The organism is Schwartzia succinivorans DSM 10502 (genome assembly GCF_900129225.1).
Taxonomy (GTDB): Bacteria; Bacillota; Negativicutes; order Selenomonadales; family Selenomonadaceae; genus Schwartzia; species Schwartzia succinivorans.
This window is the reverse complement of sequence record NZ_FQUG01000004.1, coordinates 118,645-138,815: the sequence shown is the minus strand read 5'-3', so window position 1 is coordinate 138,815 and position 20,171 is coordinate 118,645. Positions and strand designations below refer to the sequence as shown.

Sequence of the window (20,171 nt, the reverse complement as noted above, 5' to 3'; positions counted from 1 at the left end):
AGCGTTTGTCACAACTCTTTTTTGATTATTCTTCAAAGATTTTTTTCAATGCATCCCAGTCAGGTTTTTTGGCGGCGTTAACAAGCCGGTTGTGCCGTTCAGCTAATTCAGCGGGCACGCGTGTCTTTTCCAGCTCTGCCAGAATCATTTTGATACTGTTGTAATCAAAGGAGGAAGCGAGCTCTTTTATCGCTTCATAGGCTTCGGTCAGAGATTCACGGTCGATTTCCGGCAAATCTGCATCGTTATTGTCTGCTGTTTCGAGCATTGGCAGGAGTTTACTGCAGCTTCTGTAGAGTTCCAGCAATGCAGGTGTTTTTTGTGTGATTTCTTCGATTTGAAGCCTGTTGCCTGCGTCCTCCAAATGCATTGCCTGTTCTGAAAGCTCTGCTGCGCCTATGATACGTGCTGAGCTTTTGAGGGCGTGTACCTTCGTGGTGTAGTTTTTCCAGTCCTGCGCTTCAAAAAGCTGTTGGATTTCATCAGCTTTTTCTTCGGCGGATTCCAGGAATATACGAAGTACTGACATATAGTCCTCTGCCGAGCCGCAATGCTGTATGCCTGCGTCAATGTCCAGTGGAATGTCTGAATAACGTATTTGCTCCAAGGTTTCATTTCCTGTATAGTTTTTGTTTTTGACATTGTTTTCCGCTGCTTCATTATCCTCCGAAAGAGAAACAAGCTCCTCGGGCAGGTATTTTATAAGCATGGCTTCGAGGTGGTCGCTGTCTACAGGTTTTGTGATATAGTCGTTGAAGCCGCGTGCGAGATACCATTCTCTTGCGCCTGAGATTGCGTTGGCAGTCAGACAGATTACGGGAGTTTCTTTGTTTTTCCCGTTTGTCTGGGCACGTATTGCTTCGAGAGTTTCTACCCCGTCCATATCCGGCATACGGTGGTCGAGGAATATGATGTCGAATTGTGTGGCATCAGTCAGAGCCAATGCTTCGCGACCGCTGTTGGCGTCAGACAGCTGTACCTGAGTTGTTTTAAGAAGTCCCTTTATTACTGTGATATTCATTGCCGTATCGTCTACGACCAGCACTTTTGCATTTGGTGCGGTAAAGCGTTCTTTGTAGACTTTTTGTCTGGCGACAGCACGGCGGAACGCATTTTCAAAATCTCCTATAGGAGTCCAGTCTATTACCGGCTGCGTCACAGTAAAGGAAAATTTGGAGCCTTTGCCGTAAACACTTTCGACCTCAAGATGGCTATCCATAAGCTCAAGCAGGCGTTTGGTGATGTTCATGCCAAGCCCTGTGCCCTCAATTGTGCGGTTGCGTTTTTCTTCAATACGCTCGAAAGGATTGTAAAGCTTTTTGAGGTCTTCGGGCTTGATGCCGATTCCTGTGTCTTCAACAGATACCTTCAGTCTTATAGTTTTATCGTCTGTTTTTTCGGAGGAAATACTGAGGGTAACTGAACCTTCCTCCGTGTATTTTACTGCGTTTGTCAGTATGTTGGTTATAACCTGTTTAAGGCGTATTTCGTCGCCGTAAAGCAGTGTCGGAAGCTCAGAGGAGGCCTTAACATGGAGGGCGAGTCCTTTTTTGTCGGCGCGTGTCTTTACCATGTTTACAAGGTCGTTCAGCAGAGAGCTGATTTCATATTCCACAGGAATAATTTCTATTTTTCCTGCCTCAATTTTTGAAAAATCAAGGATGTCGTTGATAATGCCGAGAAGGCTGGAGCTGGCCGTGCGTATGTTTTCCGCATATTCACGGATGTTGGGAGCACCGGCTTCGCGGCAGATCATTTCATTCATGCCCATTATCGCGTTGATAGGTGTCCTGATTTCATGAGACATGTTAGAAAGAAACTGGGATTTTGCAACATTTGCCGCCTGTTCCTTCTGGGCGGCCTCAGCGAGTTTTTTGTTGGAGGCTATAAGTGCCTGCTTGTTTTCGTCAAGTTCTCTGTTCTTGGCTTCAAGGATCTTCCCGGCTTCTTCTTTTTCTTTTATGCGCTGTTTTGCATTTCGGGATTCACGTGCGAAAAATGCTATTATCAGCAGTGATATTGCTGCCAAAGCCAGTCCGGCAAGCCACATGTTATCCATGAGCATATCGTACATGCTGCGTTTATATAGTCCCTCAAGGTATTTGTAGGCGAGGGGTTCTATCTGGTCTCGTCCTATTACATTCACTCCCCGGTTAAGGAGCTTCAGCAGTCCTTCGTTGCCGATTGTTACACCGAAGCAGCGGGAGTCCAGAGCACTTAGCGGTTTTATGGAAAGCCCGCGGAACTGGCGGTTTTTGAGGAGGTCATTTACTCTTATTCCGTTTACTGTGGTACAGTCTACGGTTCCGTCTACGACTGCCTTCAGACATTCGTCAATTGAGGAGTAAAAGTAGATTTCTGCGTCGGGGTAGTTTGTCTTTATGAAATAATATTGCATGAGATTGTTCTTGTTTGCCGAGAAGCTCTTGGGGTTTTGGCTGGCATTTTCATCAGCAAAAACAAGGTTGGGGTTTATTGGGAGAACAGGATTTGATTGGAAAATACCTCTTTCCTCCGTAAAAAACAGGCCTCCACCGACAGGAAAAGCTACGTCTATATAGTCGTCGCCTAAATCCATGAGCATATCGTCGTAGCTGTCGTAGCCGCTATAGGTCACCTTGAGACCGGAAATCTCCAGCTGCCCGAGAATCTGAGGAATGAGGTCCTTTATAAGTCCCGTAACCTTTCCTTTGCCGGTCGTATCGCTGTATGGAAGATAATTGTTGAGATAACCTATACGCAGGGTATCATGCTCTGCAAGCCAGTTTTTTTCTTTCTCTGAAAGGTTACGGTTAACGACATCATATTTTATTTTGAGGGAATTGATAAAATGTGGTTCCTCGACCATGAGCTGCACTTGTGCTTTATTCAAATCTTCCAGCAGGTCAGGGCGGGAATGGCTCACACAAAGGTAATAGTCTGAAGTACCGAAGGCATACAGAAGCTCTGTATCGTGTCGTTCGCGGCTTCCATCGCTTTCAGCAACCATTGCATCCACATTGTTTTTTTCAAAGGCGGTGAGCATGCTTGAATAATCATTGAATACTACAAGATTCGCATTGATGTTATGGTCGTTTAAAAATTTTTTCAGCACCTGTACGATGGCACTGTCCAATACGCCGATACGTTTTTCGTTCAGCGTTTCATAGGCACTTGTGATTCTTTCGTCGCCATTGTGCTTTATGAGGTTATATGTCTCGTTGCCCATAGGGAAATCAGGGTAACCTATAAGACCAATTCTTTTATCAGTCTTTGCAAGCCCGGCCAGCAGGTCAATCTGACCGTCTAAAAGCATTTTATATAAATCGGTAAAGGTTCCGTATACGTATTCATAACGCCAGCCCGTATATTCTGAAATTTTCCTATAGTATTCATAGGCATAACCGCGCCGTATGTCACCGGGATTTGCGCCTGTTTGAAAGGCACCGTTTTCGTAATATCCGACACGTATCCGGGAGGAATTTTTTTCGGCGGATATCGGCTGCGCTGCTGTAAGCAGAATCAAAAGAACAGTGGATAAAATGAATAAAATTTTACGCACGAAAATCACTTCCATTCAGCTTTATTCACGACCGGGCTTAGATAAGTAATGCAGTATAGTCTGTTTTACATAATTCGACAGGGCAATTTAAATTCCTGCATGTAAATGGTTGTGTAATTCTTAAAAGCTTCATTAAATAAACAGAAATATTAAGTCCTGATGAAAGAATGGAAAAGGGTAAAAAATGTTTGCAGCATGCATGCTTCGGGCTTGTTTTATTGTAAAAAGTGTGATAAAATATTTCGCGGTGTTATAAATCACACGCGTTCTGAGGTCTGTGCTGTGCTTTGCGGTTTCGCAGAGTTGATCAGACGATGAGGGGTGCGGAGGAAAAAAACAGGAGGTGCACCAATCATGGCTATGATTTCCATGAAACAGTTATTGGAGGCTGGTGTCCATTTCGGTCATCAGACGAGACGTTGGAACCCGAAGATGGCAAAGTACATCTTCACGGAGCGCAACGGTATCTACATTATCGACCTGCAGAAGACAGTTCGCAAGGTTGATGAGGCGTACAATTTCGTACGCAGCGTTGCTGAGTCCGGCAAATCTATCCTTTTCGTAGGAACGAAGAAGCAGGCTCAGGAAGCTGTCAAAGAAGAAGCTATCAAGGCTGGTCAGTTCTTTGTCAACGAGCGTTGGCTCGGCGGCATGCTGACGAACTTCCAGACAATCCAGAAGCGTATCAAACGCCTTAAGGATCTCGAGAAGATGGAAGAAGACGGAACGTTTGAGGTTCTGACGAAGAAAGAGGTTCAGGGTCTCCGTCATGAGATGGAGAAGCTGGAGAAGTTCCTCGGCGGTATCAAAGATATGAACAAACTTCCGGGTGCTCTTTTCATCGTTGACCCGCGCAAGGAGCGTATTGCTGTTGCTGAGGCACGCAAGCTCAACATTCCTATCGTTGCTATCGTTGACACGAACTGCGATCCGGACGAGATTGATTATGTTATCCCGGGCAATGATGACGCAATCCGTGCTGTCCGCCTGCTGACGGGCCGTATGGCTGATGCTGTTCTTGAAGGCCGCCAGGGTCAGGGCGAAGAGACGACTGAGGCTGAAGCAGAAAAAGCTGCAGAATAATCGTTTACTCACTTAATAAGTACAGTTTAAAGAGGGGTAAGGGAGTTTATCCCTTACCCTTTATTTTTGAGAAAAGGGGATTTATTCATATGGCACAGATTACGGCTGCTATGGTTAAAGAGCTGCGCGAGAAAACGGGCGCAGGCATGATGGACTGCAAGAAAGCTCTTGCAGAGACTGACGGAGATCAGGCAAAGGCTATTGATTATCTGCGTGAAAAGGGAATTGCTAAGGCCGGCAAAAAAGCAGACCGCGTTGCTGCTGAGGGTGTTGTAGGCGCTTATGTTTCCGATGATGCAAAAGTTGGCTCCGTTGTTGAGGTTAACTGCGAAACAGACTTTGTTGCAAATACGGACAATTTCCATGCAATGGTTGATAAGATTGCAAAACACATCGCTGATACGAACCCGGCTGATGTTGATGCGCTGAACGACAGTGTTATGGACGGTAAGAAGGTTTCTGATTTCATCACTGAGCAGATTGCTACAATCGGTGAGAAGATTTCTATCCGTCGTTTTGCACGTTATGAGACTGCAGGCCGCGTTGCAAGCTATATCCACATGGGCGGCAAGATTGGCGTTCTCGTTGAGCTTACCGGTGGCGAGGCTCAGCTTGGCAAGGATGTTGCAATGCAGATTGCTGCAGCAAATCCGTCCTGCGTTGACCGCGCAGGTGTTGATCCGGCTGCTCTTGCACATGAGCGTGAGGTTCTCAAGGCTCAGGCTCTTGAGGAAGGCAAACCGGAGAAAATCGTTGAGAAGATGGTCGATGGCCGTATCAACAAATATTACAAGGAAGTCTGTCTTGTTGAGCAGTCCTTCGTTAAGGACCCGGAACAGACAATTAAGCAGGTTCTCGGTGATGTAGAGGTTAAGGGCTTCGCTCGCTTCATGCTTGGTGAAGGTATCGAGAAGAAACAGGAAGATTTCGCTGCTGAGGTTATGTCTCAGATTAAGCAGTAATTTCCAATTTGATATTTAAGAGAGGGGACACGTACTGTGTTCTCTCTTTTTTTTGCGGAAATGATAATAAAAACTCATTGCAGGCAAGGTTTGAGAGGTGCTATACTAATAAAAGGTATGGATTCAGAAAATGGAGGTCTGACTTTTGGCAAAATATAAGCGTGTTATTTTAAAGCTGTCCGGTGAATCGCTGGCAGGAGATCAGGGATTTGGAATAAATCCGTCTGTCGTAGAGGATATTGCTCTTCAGATTCGTGAGATTCGAAAGGCCGGAATAGATTGTGCTGTTGTTGTCGGCGGCGGCAATATCTGGCGCGGTCTTGCCGGAAGCGCAAAAGGAATGGATCGTGCCACGGCAGATTATATGGGAATGCTTGCAACGGTTATGAATGCGTTGGCTCTCCAGGATGCGCTGGAGAAGGCAGATGTTGATTCCCGCGTACAGAGCGCCATTGATATGCGCCAGGTCGCAGAGCCGTACATCCGCCGTAAGGCTATCCGTCATATGGAAAAGGGACGTGTCGTAATCTTTGCAGCCGGCACGGGCAATCCGTATTTCTCTACGGATACTACGGCAGCATTGAGGGCTGCTGAAATCGAGGCAGAGGTAATTCTTATGGGTAAGAAGAATACCGATGGTGTATATGATTCTGACCCGAATAAGAATCCTGATGCGAAGAAGTTCGATGAGCTTGACTACATCGAGGTTCTGCAGCGCGGTCTGCAGGTAATGGATTCTACTGCGACAAGCCTTTGCATGGATAACAAAATACCTATTGTTGTATTCAATATTGATAATCATGAGAATATTGTAAAGGCCGCAATGGGTGAAAATATTGGCACAACGGTGGGAGGAAACCAAAAATGATTCAGGACATTATGAATGAGCATGAAGAGCGGATGAAGAAATCTATTGAGGCTTTGAAACGTGAATTTGCTTCTCTTCGTGCAGGTCGTGCAACGCCGTCTCTGCTTGATAAGGTAATGGTCGATTATTATGGAACGCCGACACCTGTTAATCAGGTTGCGAAGGTTGCTGTTCCTGAGCCGCGCATGATTTTGATTCAGCCGTGGGAAAAGCCGATGCTTCATGAAATCGAAAAGGCTTTGATGAAATCTGATCTCGGACTTACTCCGAATTCCGATGGAACGGCTATCCGCCTTACGATTCCGCAGCTTACGCAGGAACGCCGTGAGGAGCTTAAGAAAAGCGTTAATAAGAAAGCTGAGGATGCCAAGGTTGCTCTGCGTAATCTTCGTCGTGATGCAAATGATGCCATCAAAAAGCTTGAAAAGGCCAAAGAGATTACAGAGGACCAGTCCAAAAAGGGACAGGATGATATCCAGAAGCTTGTCGATAAATACGTGAAGCTTGTTGATGCATCCAAGGCAGCAAAAGAAAAAGAAATTATGGAAGTCTGAGATGCAAGAGATTGATGTACTTGGGAGACTGTTGGAGGAAGCGGAGGCTTTGCTTAAAGCATCCGGTATACCCTATGTTGTCGATAGAACAGAACCGACACACCATAAGTTTCCCGTTGATGAAACACACCTATATGTTGTGCGACAGATAGCTGTGCCCGAGGATGGGCTGATTCATATTTTAGCAGCTGCAAAACAACGAAAGGAGGTGTTTGACGATGGCATACAAAATCAACGATGACTGCATTTCGTGCGGTTCCTGCGCTGCAGTATGTCCTGTAGGTGCTCCTGTAGAAGGCGATTCACATTATGTGATCGATCCGGATAAGTGCGTTGAATGCGGTGCTTGCGCTGCCGGATGTCCGGTATCTGCAATCAGCGCTCCGTGATGGAGAGGGCCCCTCTTGGGTTTTGGAGGGGCTTATTTTTTTGTAGGAGTTATTCTTTATGTGGGATAAGTTATTTGGGTCAAAGGCGCCGACAGGGGAAAATGCGGCGCAGAGCCCACTTTATAATGATATAGATAGGTCAAGACTTCCGCGTCATACTGCAATAATAATGGACGGAAACGGCAGATGGGCGGAAGGAAAAGGCCTCATAAGGACAGCAGGGCATACAGCGGGGGTGGATACGCTAAAGCAGGTTCTTAAGGTTGCTATTGACCTTGAGCTTCCGGCGCTTACGGTGTATGCGTTTTCCACGGAGAACTGGAAACGGCCTCACGCTGAGGTGGATTTTCTCATGAATCTGTTCTCGGATTATCTTGCCAAGGAAATCGACGAGATGGATGAGGACAATGTGAAGCTGCGTTTTCTTGGACGCATTGATGAGCTTTCACCTGCCCTGAGAAAACAGGCCCGAGAAGCAGAGGCACAGACTGCGGATAATACCGGAGTTCATTTTAATGTTGCAATGAATTACGGTGGGCATGACGAGCTTATTCGTGCAGTGAGGGCTGTTTCCGGGAGAGTTCTGTCAGGGGATTTGAAGCCTGAAGACATTGATGAGGCTTGTCTTGAAGGTGAGCTTGATACGGCAGGGCTTCCGCCTGTGGATTATGTTATCCGCACAAGCGGAGATCAGAGGTTAAGTAATTTTCTCCTGTGGCAGACTGCTTATGCGGAGTTTTATTTCACTGATGTAAACTGGCCTGATTTTACACCGGCATGCTTTGTGAAGGCGCTTCGTGAGTTTGGAAATCGTGACCGCAGATTCGGCGGATTAACTAAGAAATAAAAGGGGTATTATTTTGGCTATCAGAGTTGTTACGGGAATTGTCGGCATTGCTTTAGCCGCTTTTATCATACAGACAGGCGGAGTCGTTTACAGTGCGGCAGTTCTTTTGCTCATGCTCATCGGATGGCATGAGTATGCTAAGGCTTTTTCTTCCTTTGGAAAGCCGCTTGCTTACTTCAGCGGAATGCTCGCCATGCTGAGCTTTTGGGCGTGCGCGTGGAAGGGAAATGCAGATGAGTTCATGGCTCTTTCTACCTTTTGGATACTTTGGACTCTGCTGCAGGCTGTTTTTTTTCATCGTTCCTTCTCTGTAGAGCAGGCATGCTACAGTGTTGCGGGAATTGTTTATTTGGGTTTTTCGTTTTCGCATCTGATTCTTTTGCGATTCTTTGATACAGGAGAAATGATGAGTACCCCGGTTGGCAATATGGATGCAGGCTGTGCATGGCTTTGGATTGCCCTGATCGGAACTTGGGCAAGCGATTCCTTTGCGTACTTTGCCGGCTGTACTATGGGGCATGTAAAGCTGTGTGAGGCAATCAGTCCGAAGAAAACCGTTGAGGGACTTATCGGCGGCGTGGTTGGAACAATGGCATCTGTTGCGGCTTTGGGATATGCGCTTTCGCTGCCGATTGTATATATGGCAGTTCTTGGTTTCTTTATTGCTTTGGTGGCAACAGTGGGAGACCTTGTTGAGTCTGCAATGAAGCGGTATACGGGTATCAAGGATTCCGGAAATATCATTCCGGGACATGGCGGCGTATGGGATCGTTTTGACAGTGTGCTGTTTGTAGTCCCGTTTGTTTATTATTTTGTTCAGGTATTTACTTTCCTTAACAGGTGATTTGATGAAAAATATTGCGATTTTAGGTTCTACGGGTTCGATTGGAACACAGACTCTTGACGTAGTTCGAAGGAATCCTGATGAATTTCATGTGTCTGTAATTGCGGCAAATTCTTCCGATGAGATGCTTGAAAAGCAGATTGAAGAGTTTTCGCCTGAAGCGGCGGTTCTTTTTGATTCTGCGGCTGCGGCGCGTCTGCGTTCACGGTATACTGGCAAGACAAAAATTTTAGACGGTAAGCAGGGCCTTATTGATGGAGCTGTTTATCCCGATGTTGATACTGTAGTGACATCTCTTATGGGATTCGCAGGTCTTGCACCGACACTGGCCGCGCTTGATGCCGGAAAGAATATTGCTCTTGCGAATAAGGAGACACTGGTAGTCGCAGGAGAGCTTGTTATGCGCCGCGCCGAAGAGAAGGGAGTATCAATCCTTCCCGTAGACAGCGAGCATTGTGCGTTGTTTCAGTGCCTTGTAGGAGAAAAACGGGATACTGTCGAAAAGCTTATTCTGACAGCATCAGGAGGTCCGTTCCGCGGTAAAAAGCAGGAAGAGCTGAAAAATGTTTCGATAAAAGACTGCCTCAGCCATCCTACCTGGTCTATGGGAAAAAAGATAACCGTGGACTCAGCTACGCTTGTTAATAAGGGCCTTGAAGTTATTGAGGCGCATTGGCTGTACAATATGCCCTATGAGAAAATAGATGTTGTGGTGCATCCGCAGAGTATTGTTCATTCGATGGTTGCTTTCCATGACGGTGCTGTTATGGCGCAGCTGGGTATGCCGGATATGCGCCTTCCTATTCAGTATGCGCTGACGTATCCGAATCGTCTTACGTCTGCGTTTCCTCGGCTTGATTTCAGCGAAATCAGCAGTCTTACCTTTGAACAGCCGGATACAGATACTTTCCGCGGGCTGAAGCTGGCGTATGAAGCAGGTATGACCGGAGGAACTATGCCGTGTATTCTCAACGGCGCAAATGAGGAAGCCGTTGCTGCTTTTCTGCAGGGAAAAATCGGATTCCTTGATATTTATGAATTGATTGAGCAGGCAATGAATAAACGTGAGGTCAAATATGCACCTACGTATGAATTGCTTTGCGAAGAGGATGAATGGGCAAGGGAATTTGTTAAGGCACGTATTGCCGGGAAATAAAATCTCTTGGCTCAGTTCGGGTTATATTTTGAAAGGGAAAAGGTATGGTATATACAATAGCCGCATCAATACTGGTTTTTGGTTTTCTTGTGCTTTTTCATGAGTTGGGACATTTTGCGCTCGCAAAGTGGACAGGAATGCGCGTGGATGAGTTCGCAATAGGGTTTGGACCAAGAATCTGGAGCAAAAAATACGGTGAAACTGAGTATTCGATTCGCTGCATCCCTTTAGGCGGATTTAATGATATTGCGGGAATGAATCCGGCGGATAACGATGCAGGGGATAGAGGCTACTGCGCAAAACCTGTATGGAAGCGAATGCTTACAATTCTGGCAGGACCTGGAATGAATCTGATTCTTCCTATTTTTATTTTCGCAGTTATTTTCTTTTCGGTTGGTGTGAGCACACCGTCTACACGTCCGGAGCTGGGTGATATTCTTCCTGACAAACCGGCAGCAATGTCGGGATTGAAGAAGGGCGATACCATCCGCAGAATTAATGATGTGGAGATTCACGAGTGGAGTGATATTGTCCGCGAGATTCTTGCCAACGGGCAGAAGTCCATGACGGTTGATTACGTTCGTGACGGAAAAGAATATCAGACTACAATGGTGCCTGAATACGATAAGCAGAACAACCGTCCTGTTGTCGGAATCATGAGTTCGTCGGATATCCGTCAGCCGGGCTTGTTTGAGGCTGTTTATCTCGCTGTATATAAGAACGGCGTTATTATCTATGAAATGCTGAACGGTCTTGTGAAAATTTTTAGCGGCTCAGCAGCTGCAGAGTTGGCCGGACCTATTGGCGTTATGCAGATGACGGGTGAGGTTGCGCAGATTGGTTTTGTTCCGCTGCTTCACTTTGCGGCGGTATTGAGCCTGAATCTCGGCATAATAAATCTTCTTCCTGTTCCTGCCTTGGACGGTGGGCATTTCGTGACGCTTATAATTGAAGCTCTGAGAGGAAAGCCATTGGGCGATAAAGCACTCCATTATACACAGATGGTAGGCATTACTCTTTTGATTGCGTTGATGCTTTTCGCAACGAAAAACGATATTGTTCGTATTTTCTTTGCCGGGTAAAGGAGATTTATTGGGATGGATAGAAAAAAGACCCGTCAGATTCATATAGGGGATGTTTTGATTGGCGGCGGCGCGCCTGTTTCTGTGCAGTCAATGACAAATACAAAGACACAGGATACAGAGTCAACAGTCCGACAAATACGCGCTTTGGCTGATGCCGGATGTGATATTGTACGTCTTGCTGTGCCGGATATGGACGCGGCACAGAATCTCGGTAACATAATAAAGCAGTCTCCTGTGCCGCTGGTGGCAGATATACATTTTGACTATCGGCTGGCCTTGGAGGCAATTCATCAGGGGATTGCGGCACTGCGGCTTAATCCCGGAAATATCGGCGGGGAAGAAAATGTACGAAAGGTTGTTACTGAAGCCAAGGCTGCAGGAATACCTATCCGTATTGGCGTTAATGGTGGTTCTTTGGATAAAAAGCTTTTGGCGAAGTATGGACATGTGACGGCTGAGGCTTTAGTGGAATCTGCCATGCAGCACGTAAGGATTCTGGAAGCTCAGAATTTTTATGATATGAAAATATCGCTGAAGGCCCATGATGTTCCTTTAACATTGGAAGCATACCGCCTTATGAGCAAAACTGTAGACTATCCTTTGCACCTGGGAATAACGGAAGCAGGAACTCCGCATACGGGAATGATTAAGTCGGCGGTTGGAATAGGAGCGCTGCTTGCAGAGGGAATCGGTGATACGATTCGTATTTCTCTTACCGGTGACCCTGTGGTTGAGGTAAAGGTTGCCAATGAGATATTGAAGTCTCTTGGGATGAAGGAGTACGGGCCGACTTTGATATCTTGTCCGACCTGCGGAAGGACAGCCATCGATCTGCCTGCGATAGCCTCTGAGGTAGAAAAGAGACTTGACGGAATAACAGAGCCGATATCAGTGGCTGTTATGGGTTGTGTAGTCAACGGTCCGGGAGAAGCCCGTGAAGCTGATGTGGGAATTGCCGGCGGGAAAGGCGAAGGACTGGTATTCCGCAAGGGTGAGATTTTGCGAAAGGTCAGCGAGGAAGATTTGGTTTCTGAGCTGTTCAAGGAAATAGATAAGATTTTGGAAGAAAGACACGCGTAATTCGCGAAAAATCATTTAATGGGGGTTTTTGTTTTGCGTACAACACAGCTTTATGCACCAACATTACGTCAGACACCGGCGGAGGCAGAGGTTGTAAGCCATCAGCTTATGCTTCGTGCAGGTATGATTCGTAAGGTTGCCGGAGGAATTTATACATATCTTCCGCTTGCATGGCGTACTTTGAAAAAGATTGAGCAGATTACTCGTGAGGAGATGGATGCGGCAGGCGGACAGGAAATCATGATGCCGATTATCCAGCCGGGAGAGCTTTGGGAAGAAAGCGGACGCTGGGGCGCATACGGTGATGAAATGATGAGAATTAAGGACCGCCATGACCGCGAATTTTGCCTCGGACCTACACATGAGGAAATGATTACGTCCCTCGTGCGTGATGAGGTCAAATCCTACAAGCAGCTTCCTCTTATGCTGTATCAGATTCAGGATAAATTCCGTGATGAGCGCCGTCCGCGTTTTGGTCTTATGCGCGGCAGGGAGTTCATCATGAAGGACCTTTATTCTTTTGATAAGGACGAGGCAGGTATGCTTGAGTCTTATCAGAAAATGTTTGATGCTTATACAAAGATTTTCACACGCTGCGGCTTGAAGTTTCGTCCTGTTGAAGCAGACAACGGTGCTATCGGCGGTGCTCATTCCCATGAATTTACGGTTTTGGCTGAATCCGGTGAATCCAATATCGTTTACTGTGAGTCCTGCGATTATGCGGCAAGTGATGAAAAAGCAGAGCTTAAACCCATTGAGGCACAGGCTGAGGAAGCGCAGGAGCTCAAAAAGGTTTCGACACCTGACGCACACACGATAGAGCTTCTCTGCAAATGTCTGAATGTTCCTGTTGAGAAAACAATCAAGGCTGTCGCTTTTCAGACGGAAACGAACGAGGTTGTTCTGACGTTTGTCCGCGGCGACCACGAGGTTAATGAAACAAAGGTTCAGAATGCCGTAGGCGCGCTTGAACTCCGCATGGCAGATGATGATGCTATCATTGCTGTTGGAGGCTGCCCGGGCTTTATGAGTCCTATTGGTATCAAAAAGGGAACGAAGATTCTTGTTGATAATACGGCAATGAATATCTGCAATGCTGTTTCGGGCGCGAACGAAAAAGATGTTCATTATACAGGAGTAAATCCGAAAAGAGATTTCACGGACGTAGAAGTTCTCGATATCCGCCTTGTCCAGAAGGGCGATCCGTGTCCGCACTGCGGAAAGCCGCTTGAAATGACACGAGGAATAGAAGCAGGACAGGTATTCACTCTCGGTACAAAATACAGTGAAGCAATGCATGCAACATTTTTGGACGAGAACGGAAAAGAGAAGCCATTTGTTATGGGCTGTTACGGCATTGGCGTAAGCCGTACAATGGCTGCAGCAATCGAGCAGAATAATGATAAGGACGGAATTATCTGGCCGCGTGCAATAGCACCTTTTGAAGCTGTTATCGTACCAATCAATGCAAAGGTTCCTGAACAGCTTGAAGCCGGAGAGAAGCTTTATGATGAATTGAAGGTATCCGGTGTTGATGTTCTGTTGGATGACAGAAAGGAACGTGCAGGAGTCAAGTTTAAGGATGCTGACCTTATAGGTTATCCTGTTCGTATCACAGTAGGTCCTAAAACAGTTGAGGAGAACACGGTAGAGGTTCGTATCCGCCGCACGGGAGAAACTGTTGTCTGTGAGAAGGAAAAAGTAAAGGAAACTGTTTTGAAGATGTTGGAGGAGCTCTGATATGATAAAAAGGCAGGGGTAACGTAATAATGCCCTTGCCTTTTTTCTATGCAGAAAAGCATTTAAGGTTCCTTTTGTTCGGGAGGAGTATGAATGGGAATGTCATGGGAAGATACGATTGACAAGGTCAAGGGTGTTGGCCCGAAAAAGGCACAGGCATTGAAAAAGCTTGGTATATCAACGCTTTATGACCTTCTTACATATTATCCCCGTGCATATATCGACCAGAGTCACAGGACACCGTTTGCAGAGCTGCGTGCAGGGGAGACCGCTACAGTATCGGGTGTAATAACAAATTTGAACGAGAGGCGCGGTTCAAGGCGCGGCATGACTATCCTTACCGCTGTTTTATCGGATGGGACGGGCTGGCTGCAGATGACCTGGTTCAATCAGCCTTTTTTGAAGAAAAAACTGCTTCCGGGCAAAAGGGTGCTGGCCACAGGAAAACTGACCTATGCTTTTGGCGGTCGCGGCGCTCTGGCTATGTCTCAGATGCAGACCTTTGAAGTATTGGAGGCAGAGAATAATACGTCCTTTGGAGTTTTGCCGGTATATTCGTCTACAGAGGCGCTGAATCAGAACTATTTCCGTAAGATTATACATGAGCTTCTGACAAATCATCCTGAACTGCCGGAGGTCATTCCCGGAGCAGTAATAGAACGTTTCGAACTGATAGATCGTTGGAAGGCTTTTGCTGCTATCCATTTTCCTGAATCGATGGAACAGCTTCGCAGGGCAAGAGCACGATTGGCTTTTGAGGAGCTGTATGTTATACAGTGCGGATTGCTGTTGATTCGCAAGGAAACTGTAGAAAAGGAAAAGGGAATCCGTCATTTGATGGACAGCCGTCTTATGAAGCAGGTATATGGTCTGCTTCCCTTTAAGCTGACTGCCGATCAGGCTGCAGTCTGGAAAGAAATTTCTGCAGATATGGAGAAAAACGTCCCTATGCGTCGGCTTGTGCAGGGTGATGTGGGCTCAGGAAAGACGGCTCTTGCTCTTCTGGCGCTTGCGAAAACAATAGAGAACGGCTATCAGGGCGCATTTATGGCGCCTACGGAAATACTGGCAAGACAGCATTATGAAAAAATAAGTGCGCTTCTAAAAGATACGCAAATCCGTGTTGGACTTCTTGTCGGTTCGCTTACTCCCAAAAAGCACAGGGAGATTCTGGAGCAGATTGGGAATCACGAGCTTGACCTGATTGTCGGAACTCATGCTTTGATACAGGAGAAGGTTGTTTTTGACGCTCTTGGTCTTGTGGTTACAGATGAACAGCATCGTTTTGGTATTTCTCAAAGAGCTGCGCTGTCGAAAAAAAGTGATGTTACTCCTGATGTTCTGGTAATGACAGCGACACCGATTCCAAGAACCATGACCTTGACTGTGTATGGTGACCTGGATGTTTCGCGTATAGAGCATCTTCCGCCGGGACGGCAGCCGATTCGTACCTTTCTGCGTCATTCTGACAGGCGCGGGCTTATATATGATTTTGTTCGAAAGGAAATCGAGTCAGGACGTCAGGCATACGTTGTATGTCCGCTTATCGAACATGATGATGAAAACGCGGATAACCGCCTGTGTGCGGCTGTTGATGTGTTTGAGGAGTTGTCACACGGAGTTTTCTACGGAATTCCCTGCGGCCTGGTTCATGGGCGGCTTCCTGCAAAGGAAAAAGAGCAGGTAATGACTGATTTCCATGACGGGAAGCTTAAGCTTCTGGTTTCTACCACAGTTATTGAAGTTGGTGTGGATGTTCCGAATGCGAGTATCATGGTAATTGAAAATGCTGACCGTTTCGGCCTTGCTCAGCTTCATCAGCTGCGTGGACGTGTAGGACGCGGAACAGCGAAATCATACTGTATTCTTGTCTCGGAAAATCGTTCGCCAAAGACGCAGGAACGATTGAAGATTATGGAACAGACATCAAATGGCTTTGTTTTGGCAGAAGAAGATTTAAGACTCCGCGGGCCAGGACAGTTTTTTGGCGCGATGCAGCATGGTCTTGGCGATTTGAAAATAGCAAACGTATTGACTGATACGGATATTCTGATGAAAGCCAGAAGAGCTGCCAAGGAGACAATGATTACAGATGATGAACGGCGCTATATGGAGCAGCTTCTTGCAATCCGATACAAAATGAATTTTGAACATATAACGGATTCCTGATATTTTCATTTTCGAATTCTATATTATAGTAAAAATATTCTGGAGGGAATTTGGACTTGCATGTAAAATCAGAAAGAATGGTTCAGATAATTTCAGGAATACTGCTTTTTGTTCTGCTTGGCGGAATATATATTCTAAATCCGGCTATATATCGTGATTTGTGGCATGTCATGACCTGCGGAAGTATGGAGGAGACTATTGCGTACATTAATCAGTTCGGTATATGGGCAATGGTTGTGAGCTTTTGGGTTGATGTGCTGATTAACGCATTGAGTGTTCTGCCGTCTATTTTCATCTCGACTGCCAATGGCGTGCTGTTTGGAGTAATTCCGGGAATTATTCTGTCCTGGCTGGCTGAGACGACAGGTGTAATCATCAGCTTTTTGTTGATGAGGACACTGCTCAGGGAAAGTGCTGAGAGGCTTATTAAAAAGAGCCCGTATTTAAAAAAGCTCGACGATTTCAGCGGCAAGAACGGTTTTAAGGTAATGCTGATTGCGAGAACTATTCCTTATTTTCCGTCAGGAATCCTGACTGCGCTGGGAGCTGTATCGAAAATAAGTGTTCGGGATTATGCTTTGTCCAATCTTATTGGAAAGTTTCCTTCTACCGCACTTGAAGTCATAATCGGGCATGACCTTGTTATGCTTGAGGAGAACATGATTAGATTAACCGTTATTGTTATACTGGCAACGGCAGTTTATGGCGGCATGTGGTACTGGCATAAAAAGAAAAATTGTTAAAATACACAATGAGAAATGTTTTGCACATGAAACACATATTGATTTTTAGAGTGTACATGCTGTACAATAAAGTTACTTTTTGGTGGAGGGGATATCGTGGTAAAGGTATTGGTAACAGGAGCCTGTGGGCGTATGGGACAGGCTGTAGTAAAGGCTGTTTTGGATGACAAGGATTTGGAGCTGGTTGCTGCCGTTGACCTCAAGGGCGGAATGGATGCAGGTACAGCGGCGGGAACAGCTCCCTGCGGTGTTGTTGTCAGCACAGAGCTTTCAAAGGCTATACAGGAGACAAAGCCTGAGGTTATGGTAGATTTTACACGCCCTGACGTTGTCTTTGAAAATGCAATGACTGCAATAAAACTGGGGGTTTCTCCTGTAATTGGTACGACAGGATTATCGGAAGAAGCCAAAAATGAGATAAAAAAGCTTGCAGAGGAAAAGAAGGTTCCGGTGTTTATTGCACCTAATTTTGCTATCGGTGCTGTTCTCATGATGCTTATGGCACGGCAGGCTGCCAAATATTTGCCTGATGTTGAGATTATTGAGCTTCATCATGATAAAAAGCTTGATGCACCATCCGGAACTGCAGTTCAGACGGCACAGCTTATCCAGGAGGTTCGCGAAGCGCATAAACAGGGGCACCCTGATGAGAAAGAAAAAATGACAGGAGCGCGTGGTGCAGAATATGAGGGTATTCGCATTCACAGTGTAAGACTTCCGGGTTATGTCGCGCATCAGGAGGTTATTTTTGGTGGACTTGGACAGACTTTGACAATCCGTCATGATTCACTGGACAGAGAGTCATTTATGCCGGGCGTTGTTCTGGCATGTAAGAAAGTCAGGGCGCTTTCCGGACTGACGGTTGGATTGGAAAAGATATTGGATTAATTCTGAAAAAGGAAGGGTTGGCATCATGAGGACATATAACACGGCGATTTTGGGAGCTACAGGAGCAGTTGGACAGGAATTTATCAATCTGATTGAGGAAAGAAATTTCCCGTTTAAGAATTTGAAGCTTTTGGCCTCAAAGCGCTCTGCAGGAACGAAATTGATGGTCAAGGGAAAAGAGTACGTTGTAGAGGAAGCTACGGACGATTCCTTCAAGGATGTAGAGATTGCTTTGTTTGCCGGAGGATCGATAAGCAAGCATTTTGCTCCGGTTGCCGTTAAAGCAGGTGCTGTTGTTATCGATAATTCCAGCACATTCCGCATGGACCCTGAGGTTCCTCTGATTGTCCCTGAGGTAAATCCGGAGGCAATTAAAGACCATAAGGGAATCATTGCTAATCCTAACTGCTCAACTATCATTATGGTAATGGCTTTGAAGCCGCTGGATAATATCGCAAAGATGAAACGTGTTGTTGTATCTACGTATCAGGCGGTTTCCGGTGGAGGAAAGGAAGCTATGGAGGAGCTTGAGGAACAGCTTCGTGCCATTGCAGAGGGGACTCCTATCGAGCCGCATATTCTTCCGGGGGCAAGCATGCCGAAGCATTACCAGATTGCCTCGAATCTGATTCCGCAGATTGATGTTTTTCAGGATAATCTGTACACAAAAGAAGAAATGAAGATGATCAATGAGACCAGAAAAATCCTTTCTGACGATAAGCTGCGCGTAACAGCGACAACAGTTCGTGTTCCGGTTTTGAGAAGCCACGCTGAATCAGTTAATGTAGAGTTTGACGATGCAATATCTGTTGAAGAAGCAAAGAAGGCACTTCAGGCATTCCCGGGGGTTGTTGTCAGGGATAATCCGGATGAAATGGAATATCCTATGCCGCTCTTTACTTCCGGCAAGGATGATGTTGAGGTTGGACGTATACGCCTTGACGAATCCGTAGAGTATGGTCTGAATTTTTGGGTTTGCGGAGACCAGATACGAAAAGGCGCGGCATTGAATGCTTTGCAAATTGCCGAATACATGATTGAGCATGATATGATATAATGTAGTGTAATAGAATGTCAGACAGATGAAATAAGCAAAGGATGGCTTATGAGAGGAGGCAGCGCCATGGTCACTGATGAGACAATGATGTTTCGCCTTGGAGCGGATGAAAACAAAGCACAGTCTATAATTCGTAAGGTTTGCGCGGCAATGAAAGAAAAAGGGTATAATCCTACAAATCAGCTTGTCGGATATATTCTTTCCGGAGATCCCGCGTATATTACCAGCTATAAGGATGCGCGGAGTATGATTCGGTCGCTTGAACGTGATGAACTTTTAGAGGAGCTTGTTCGTTCATATCTCAAGGAAACCGGAGCGGAGGAAGCCTGAGATGATAAAAAGGTATCTCGGGCTTGACGTAGGGGACAGGACAATAGGAATCGCTGTAAGTGATGCGCTTGGATTAACAGCACAGGGTGTTGAAACAATTCGACGTACTTCATTGAAGGATGATCTTGCCCGTCTTAAAACTCTTATGGATGAATACGATACAACGTCCCTTGTGATAGGATTGCCGAAAAATATGGATGGCACAGAGGGTGAGCGATGTGCTATTGTTAAGGCGTTCTTTGAAGAGGTAAAAAAGGCTGTACCGGAGTCTGATGCGGTTTTTTGGGATGAAAGACTGTCAACTGTTGCAGCTGCAAAATCTTTAATTTCTGCTGATGTGAGCAGACGAAAACGCAAAAAGGTTATTGATAAGATGGCTGCGGTATTTATCCTGCAGGGCTTTTTGGACAGCGGGGCCAAAGGTTGACAAAACCTGTAAGCGTACGATACAATCATGAGAGATTTGAAGATTTTGTATGTGAGGTGATTTCTATGGCAGACGAAGTAAAAGAAGCTTTAGAAGATGATGAAATCATCGTAGTGATGACAGATGATGAAGGAAATGAATATTATTACCGCCAAGAGATGATTCTGCCGGTAAACGGTGAGAATTTTGCACTGCTTGTTCCGACAGCTTCTGATGAAGAAGTAGAGCATAATCATGAGCATGGAGATGGCTGCGGCTGCGGCTGCGAAGATGAGGACGAAGCATTCTTCGCAAAAATTGTTCCGGGCGAAGATGGCGAAGATGAGTACATCGAGCCTACCGATGAAGAGTTTGATGCCGTTTGTGCTGCTTATGATGCCTTGGTTGATGAAGAAGATAAGGACTGAA

Annotated in this window: 19 protein-coding genes; 18 read left to right on the top strand and 1 reads right to left on the bottom strand. The window is 46.0% G+C overall.

Going from position 1 to position 20,171, the window contains the following annotated elements:
- Positions 1-25 precede the first annotated feature (25 nt).
- Complete coding sequence (locus tag BUA83_RS05510) at positions 26-3,541, bottom strand: ATP-binding protein (RefSeq protein WP_072935206.1); 3,516 nt, start codon at positions 3,539-3,541, stop codon at positions 26-28.
- Positions 3,542-3,895: 354 nt separating this feature from the next.
- Between BUA83_RS05510 and rpsB the strand changes: the two genes are divergently transcribed.
- From rpsB to BUA83_RS05415, 18 genes are all read left to right on the top strand, one after another.
- Positions 3,896-4,624, top strand: a complete 729-nt coding sequence (gene rpsB / locus BUA83_RS05505; RefSeq protein ID WP_072935205.1) for a 30S ribosomal protein S2 — start codon at positions 3,896-3,898, stop codon at positions 4,622-4,624.
- An 89-nt stretch (positions 4,625-4,713) separates the two neighbouring features.
- The gene (gene tsf, locus BUA83_RS05500) at positions 4,714-5,586 is read left to right on the top strand and encodes a translation elongation factor Ts (RefSeq protein ID WP_072935204.1); all 873 of its coding nucleotides are present in this window, start codon (positions 4,714-4,716) and stop codon (positions 5,584-5,586) included.
- A gap of 145 nt (positions 5,587-5,731) precedes the next feature.
- Positions 5,732-6,454 carry a UMP kinase gene (gene pyrH / locus BUA83_RS05495; RefSeq protein WP_072935203.1) on the top strand — a complete coding sequence of 241 codons (723 nt, stop codon included), beginning with the start codon at positions 5,732-5,734 and terminating at the stop codon, positions 6,452-6,454.
- Complete coding sequence (frr, locus tag BUA83_RS05490; RefSeq protein ID WP_072935202.1) at positions 6,451-7,008, top strand: ribosome recycling factor; 558 nt, start codon at positions 6,451-6,453, stop codon at positions 7,006-7,008. The genes pyrH and frr overlap by 4 nt, the downstream gene beginning before the upstream one ends.
- A gap of 218 nt (positions 7,009-7,226) precedes the next feature.
- Positions 7,227-7,397 carry a DUF362 domain-containing protein gene (locus BUA83_RS05480; protein ID WP_072935200.1) on the top strand — a complete coding sequence of 57 codons (171 nt, stop codon included), beginning with the start codon at positions 7,227-7,229 and terminating at the stop codon, positions 7,395-7,397.
- Between the two features lie 58 nt (positions 7,398-7,455).
- Positions 7,456-8,244 carry an isoprenyl transferase gene (locus BUA83_RS05475; RefSeq protein WP_072935199.1) on the top strand — a complete coding sequence of 263 codons (789 nt, stop codon included), beginning with the start codon at positions 7,456-7,458 and terminating at the stop codon, positions 8,242-8,244.
- 13 nt (positions 8,245-8,257) lie between these two features.
- On the top strand, positions 8,258-9,088 hold the full coding sequence (locus BUA83_RS05470; protein WP_072935198.1) for a phosphatidate cytidylyltransferase: 831 nt from the start codon (positions 8,258-8,260) through the stop codon (positions 9,086-9,088).
- Positions 9,089-9,092: 4 nt separating this feature from the next.
- Positions 9,093-10,244, top strand: coding sequence for a 1-deoxy-D-xylulose-5-phosphate reductoisomerase (locus BUA83_RS05465; RefSeq protein WP_072935197.1), 1,152 nt, complete (start codon positions 9,093-9,095; stop codon positions 10,242-10,244).
- Between the two features lie 44 nt (positions 10,245-10,288).
- Positions 10,289-11,326, top strand: a complete 1,038-nt coding sequence (gene rseP / locus BUA83_RS05460) for an RIP metalloprotease RseP (RefSeq protein WP_072935196.1) — start codon at positions 10,289-10,291, stop codon at positions 11,324-11,326.
- A gap of 15 nt (positions 11,327-11,341) precedes the next feature.
- The gene (ispG, locus tag BUA83_RS05455) at positions 11,342-12,409 is read left to right on the top strand and encodes a flavodoxin-dependent (E)-4-hydroxy-3-methylbut-2-enyl-diphosphate synthase (RefSeq protein ID WP_072935195.1); all 1,068 of its coding nucleotides are present in this window, start codon (positions 11,342-11,344) and stop codon (positions 12,407-12,409) included.
- Positions 12,410-12,442: 33 nt separating this feature from the next.
- A complete protein-coding gene (locus BUA83_RS05450; protein WP_072935194.1) occupies positions 12,443-14,149 on the top strand; it encodes a proline--tRNA ligase in 1,707 nt (568 codons plus the stop codon).
- Positions 14,150-14,248: 99 nt separating this feature from the next.
- On the top strand, positions 14,249-16,318 hold the full coding sequence (recG, locus tag BUA83_RS05445; RefSeq protein ID WP_072935414.1) for an ATP-dependent DNA helicase RecG: 2,070 nt from the start codon (positions 14,249-14,251) through the stop codon (positions 16,316-16,318).
- Between the two features lie 50 nt (positions 16,319-16,368).
- Positions 16,369-17,061, top strand: a complete 693-nt coding sequence (locus tag BUA83_RS05440; protein ID WP_234988269.1) for a TVP38/TMEM64 family protein — start codon at positions 16,369-16,371, stop codon at positions 17,059-17,061.
- A 96-nt stretch (positions 17,062-17,157) separates the two neighbouring features.
- Positions 17,158-17,949, top strand: a complete 792-nt coding sequence (gene dapB, locus BUA83_RS05435) for a 4-hydroxy-tetrahydrodipicolinate reductase (protein ID WP_072935193.1) — start codon at positions 17,158-17,160, stop codon at positions 17,947-17,949.
- 25 nt (positions 17,950-17,974) lie between these two features.
- A complete protein-coding gene (locus BUA83_RS05430; RefSeq protein ID WP_072935192.1) occupies positions 17,975-19,006 on the top strand; it encodes an aspartate-semialdehyde dehydrogenase in 1,032 nt (343 codons plus the stop codon).
- A 66-nt stretch (positions 19,007-19,072) separates the two neighbouring features.
- Positions 19,073-19,336: an IreB family regulatory phosphoprotein gene (locus tag BUA83_RS05425; protein WP_072935191.1), complete on the top strand. Its 264-nt coding sequence runs from the start codon at positions 19,073-19,075 to the stop codon at positions 19,334-19,336.
- Positions 19,337-19,340: 4 nt separating this feature from the next.
- A complete protein-coding gene (ruvX, locus tag BUA83_RS05420) occupies positions 19,341-19,763 on the top strand; it encodes a Holliday junction resolvase RuvX (RefSeq protein WP_200795996.1) in 423 nt (140 codons plus the stop codon).
- Positions 19,764-19,828: 65 nt separating this feature from the next.
- Positions 19,829-20,170 carry a DUF1292 domain-containing protein gene (locus tag BUA83_RS05415; RefSeq protein ID WP_072935412.1) on the top strand — a complete coding sequence of 114 codons (342 nt, stop codon included), beginning with the start codon at positions 19,829-19,831 and terminating at the stop codon, positions 20,168-20,170.
- Position 20,171: the final 1 nt, after the last annotated feature.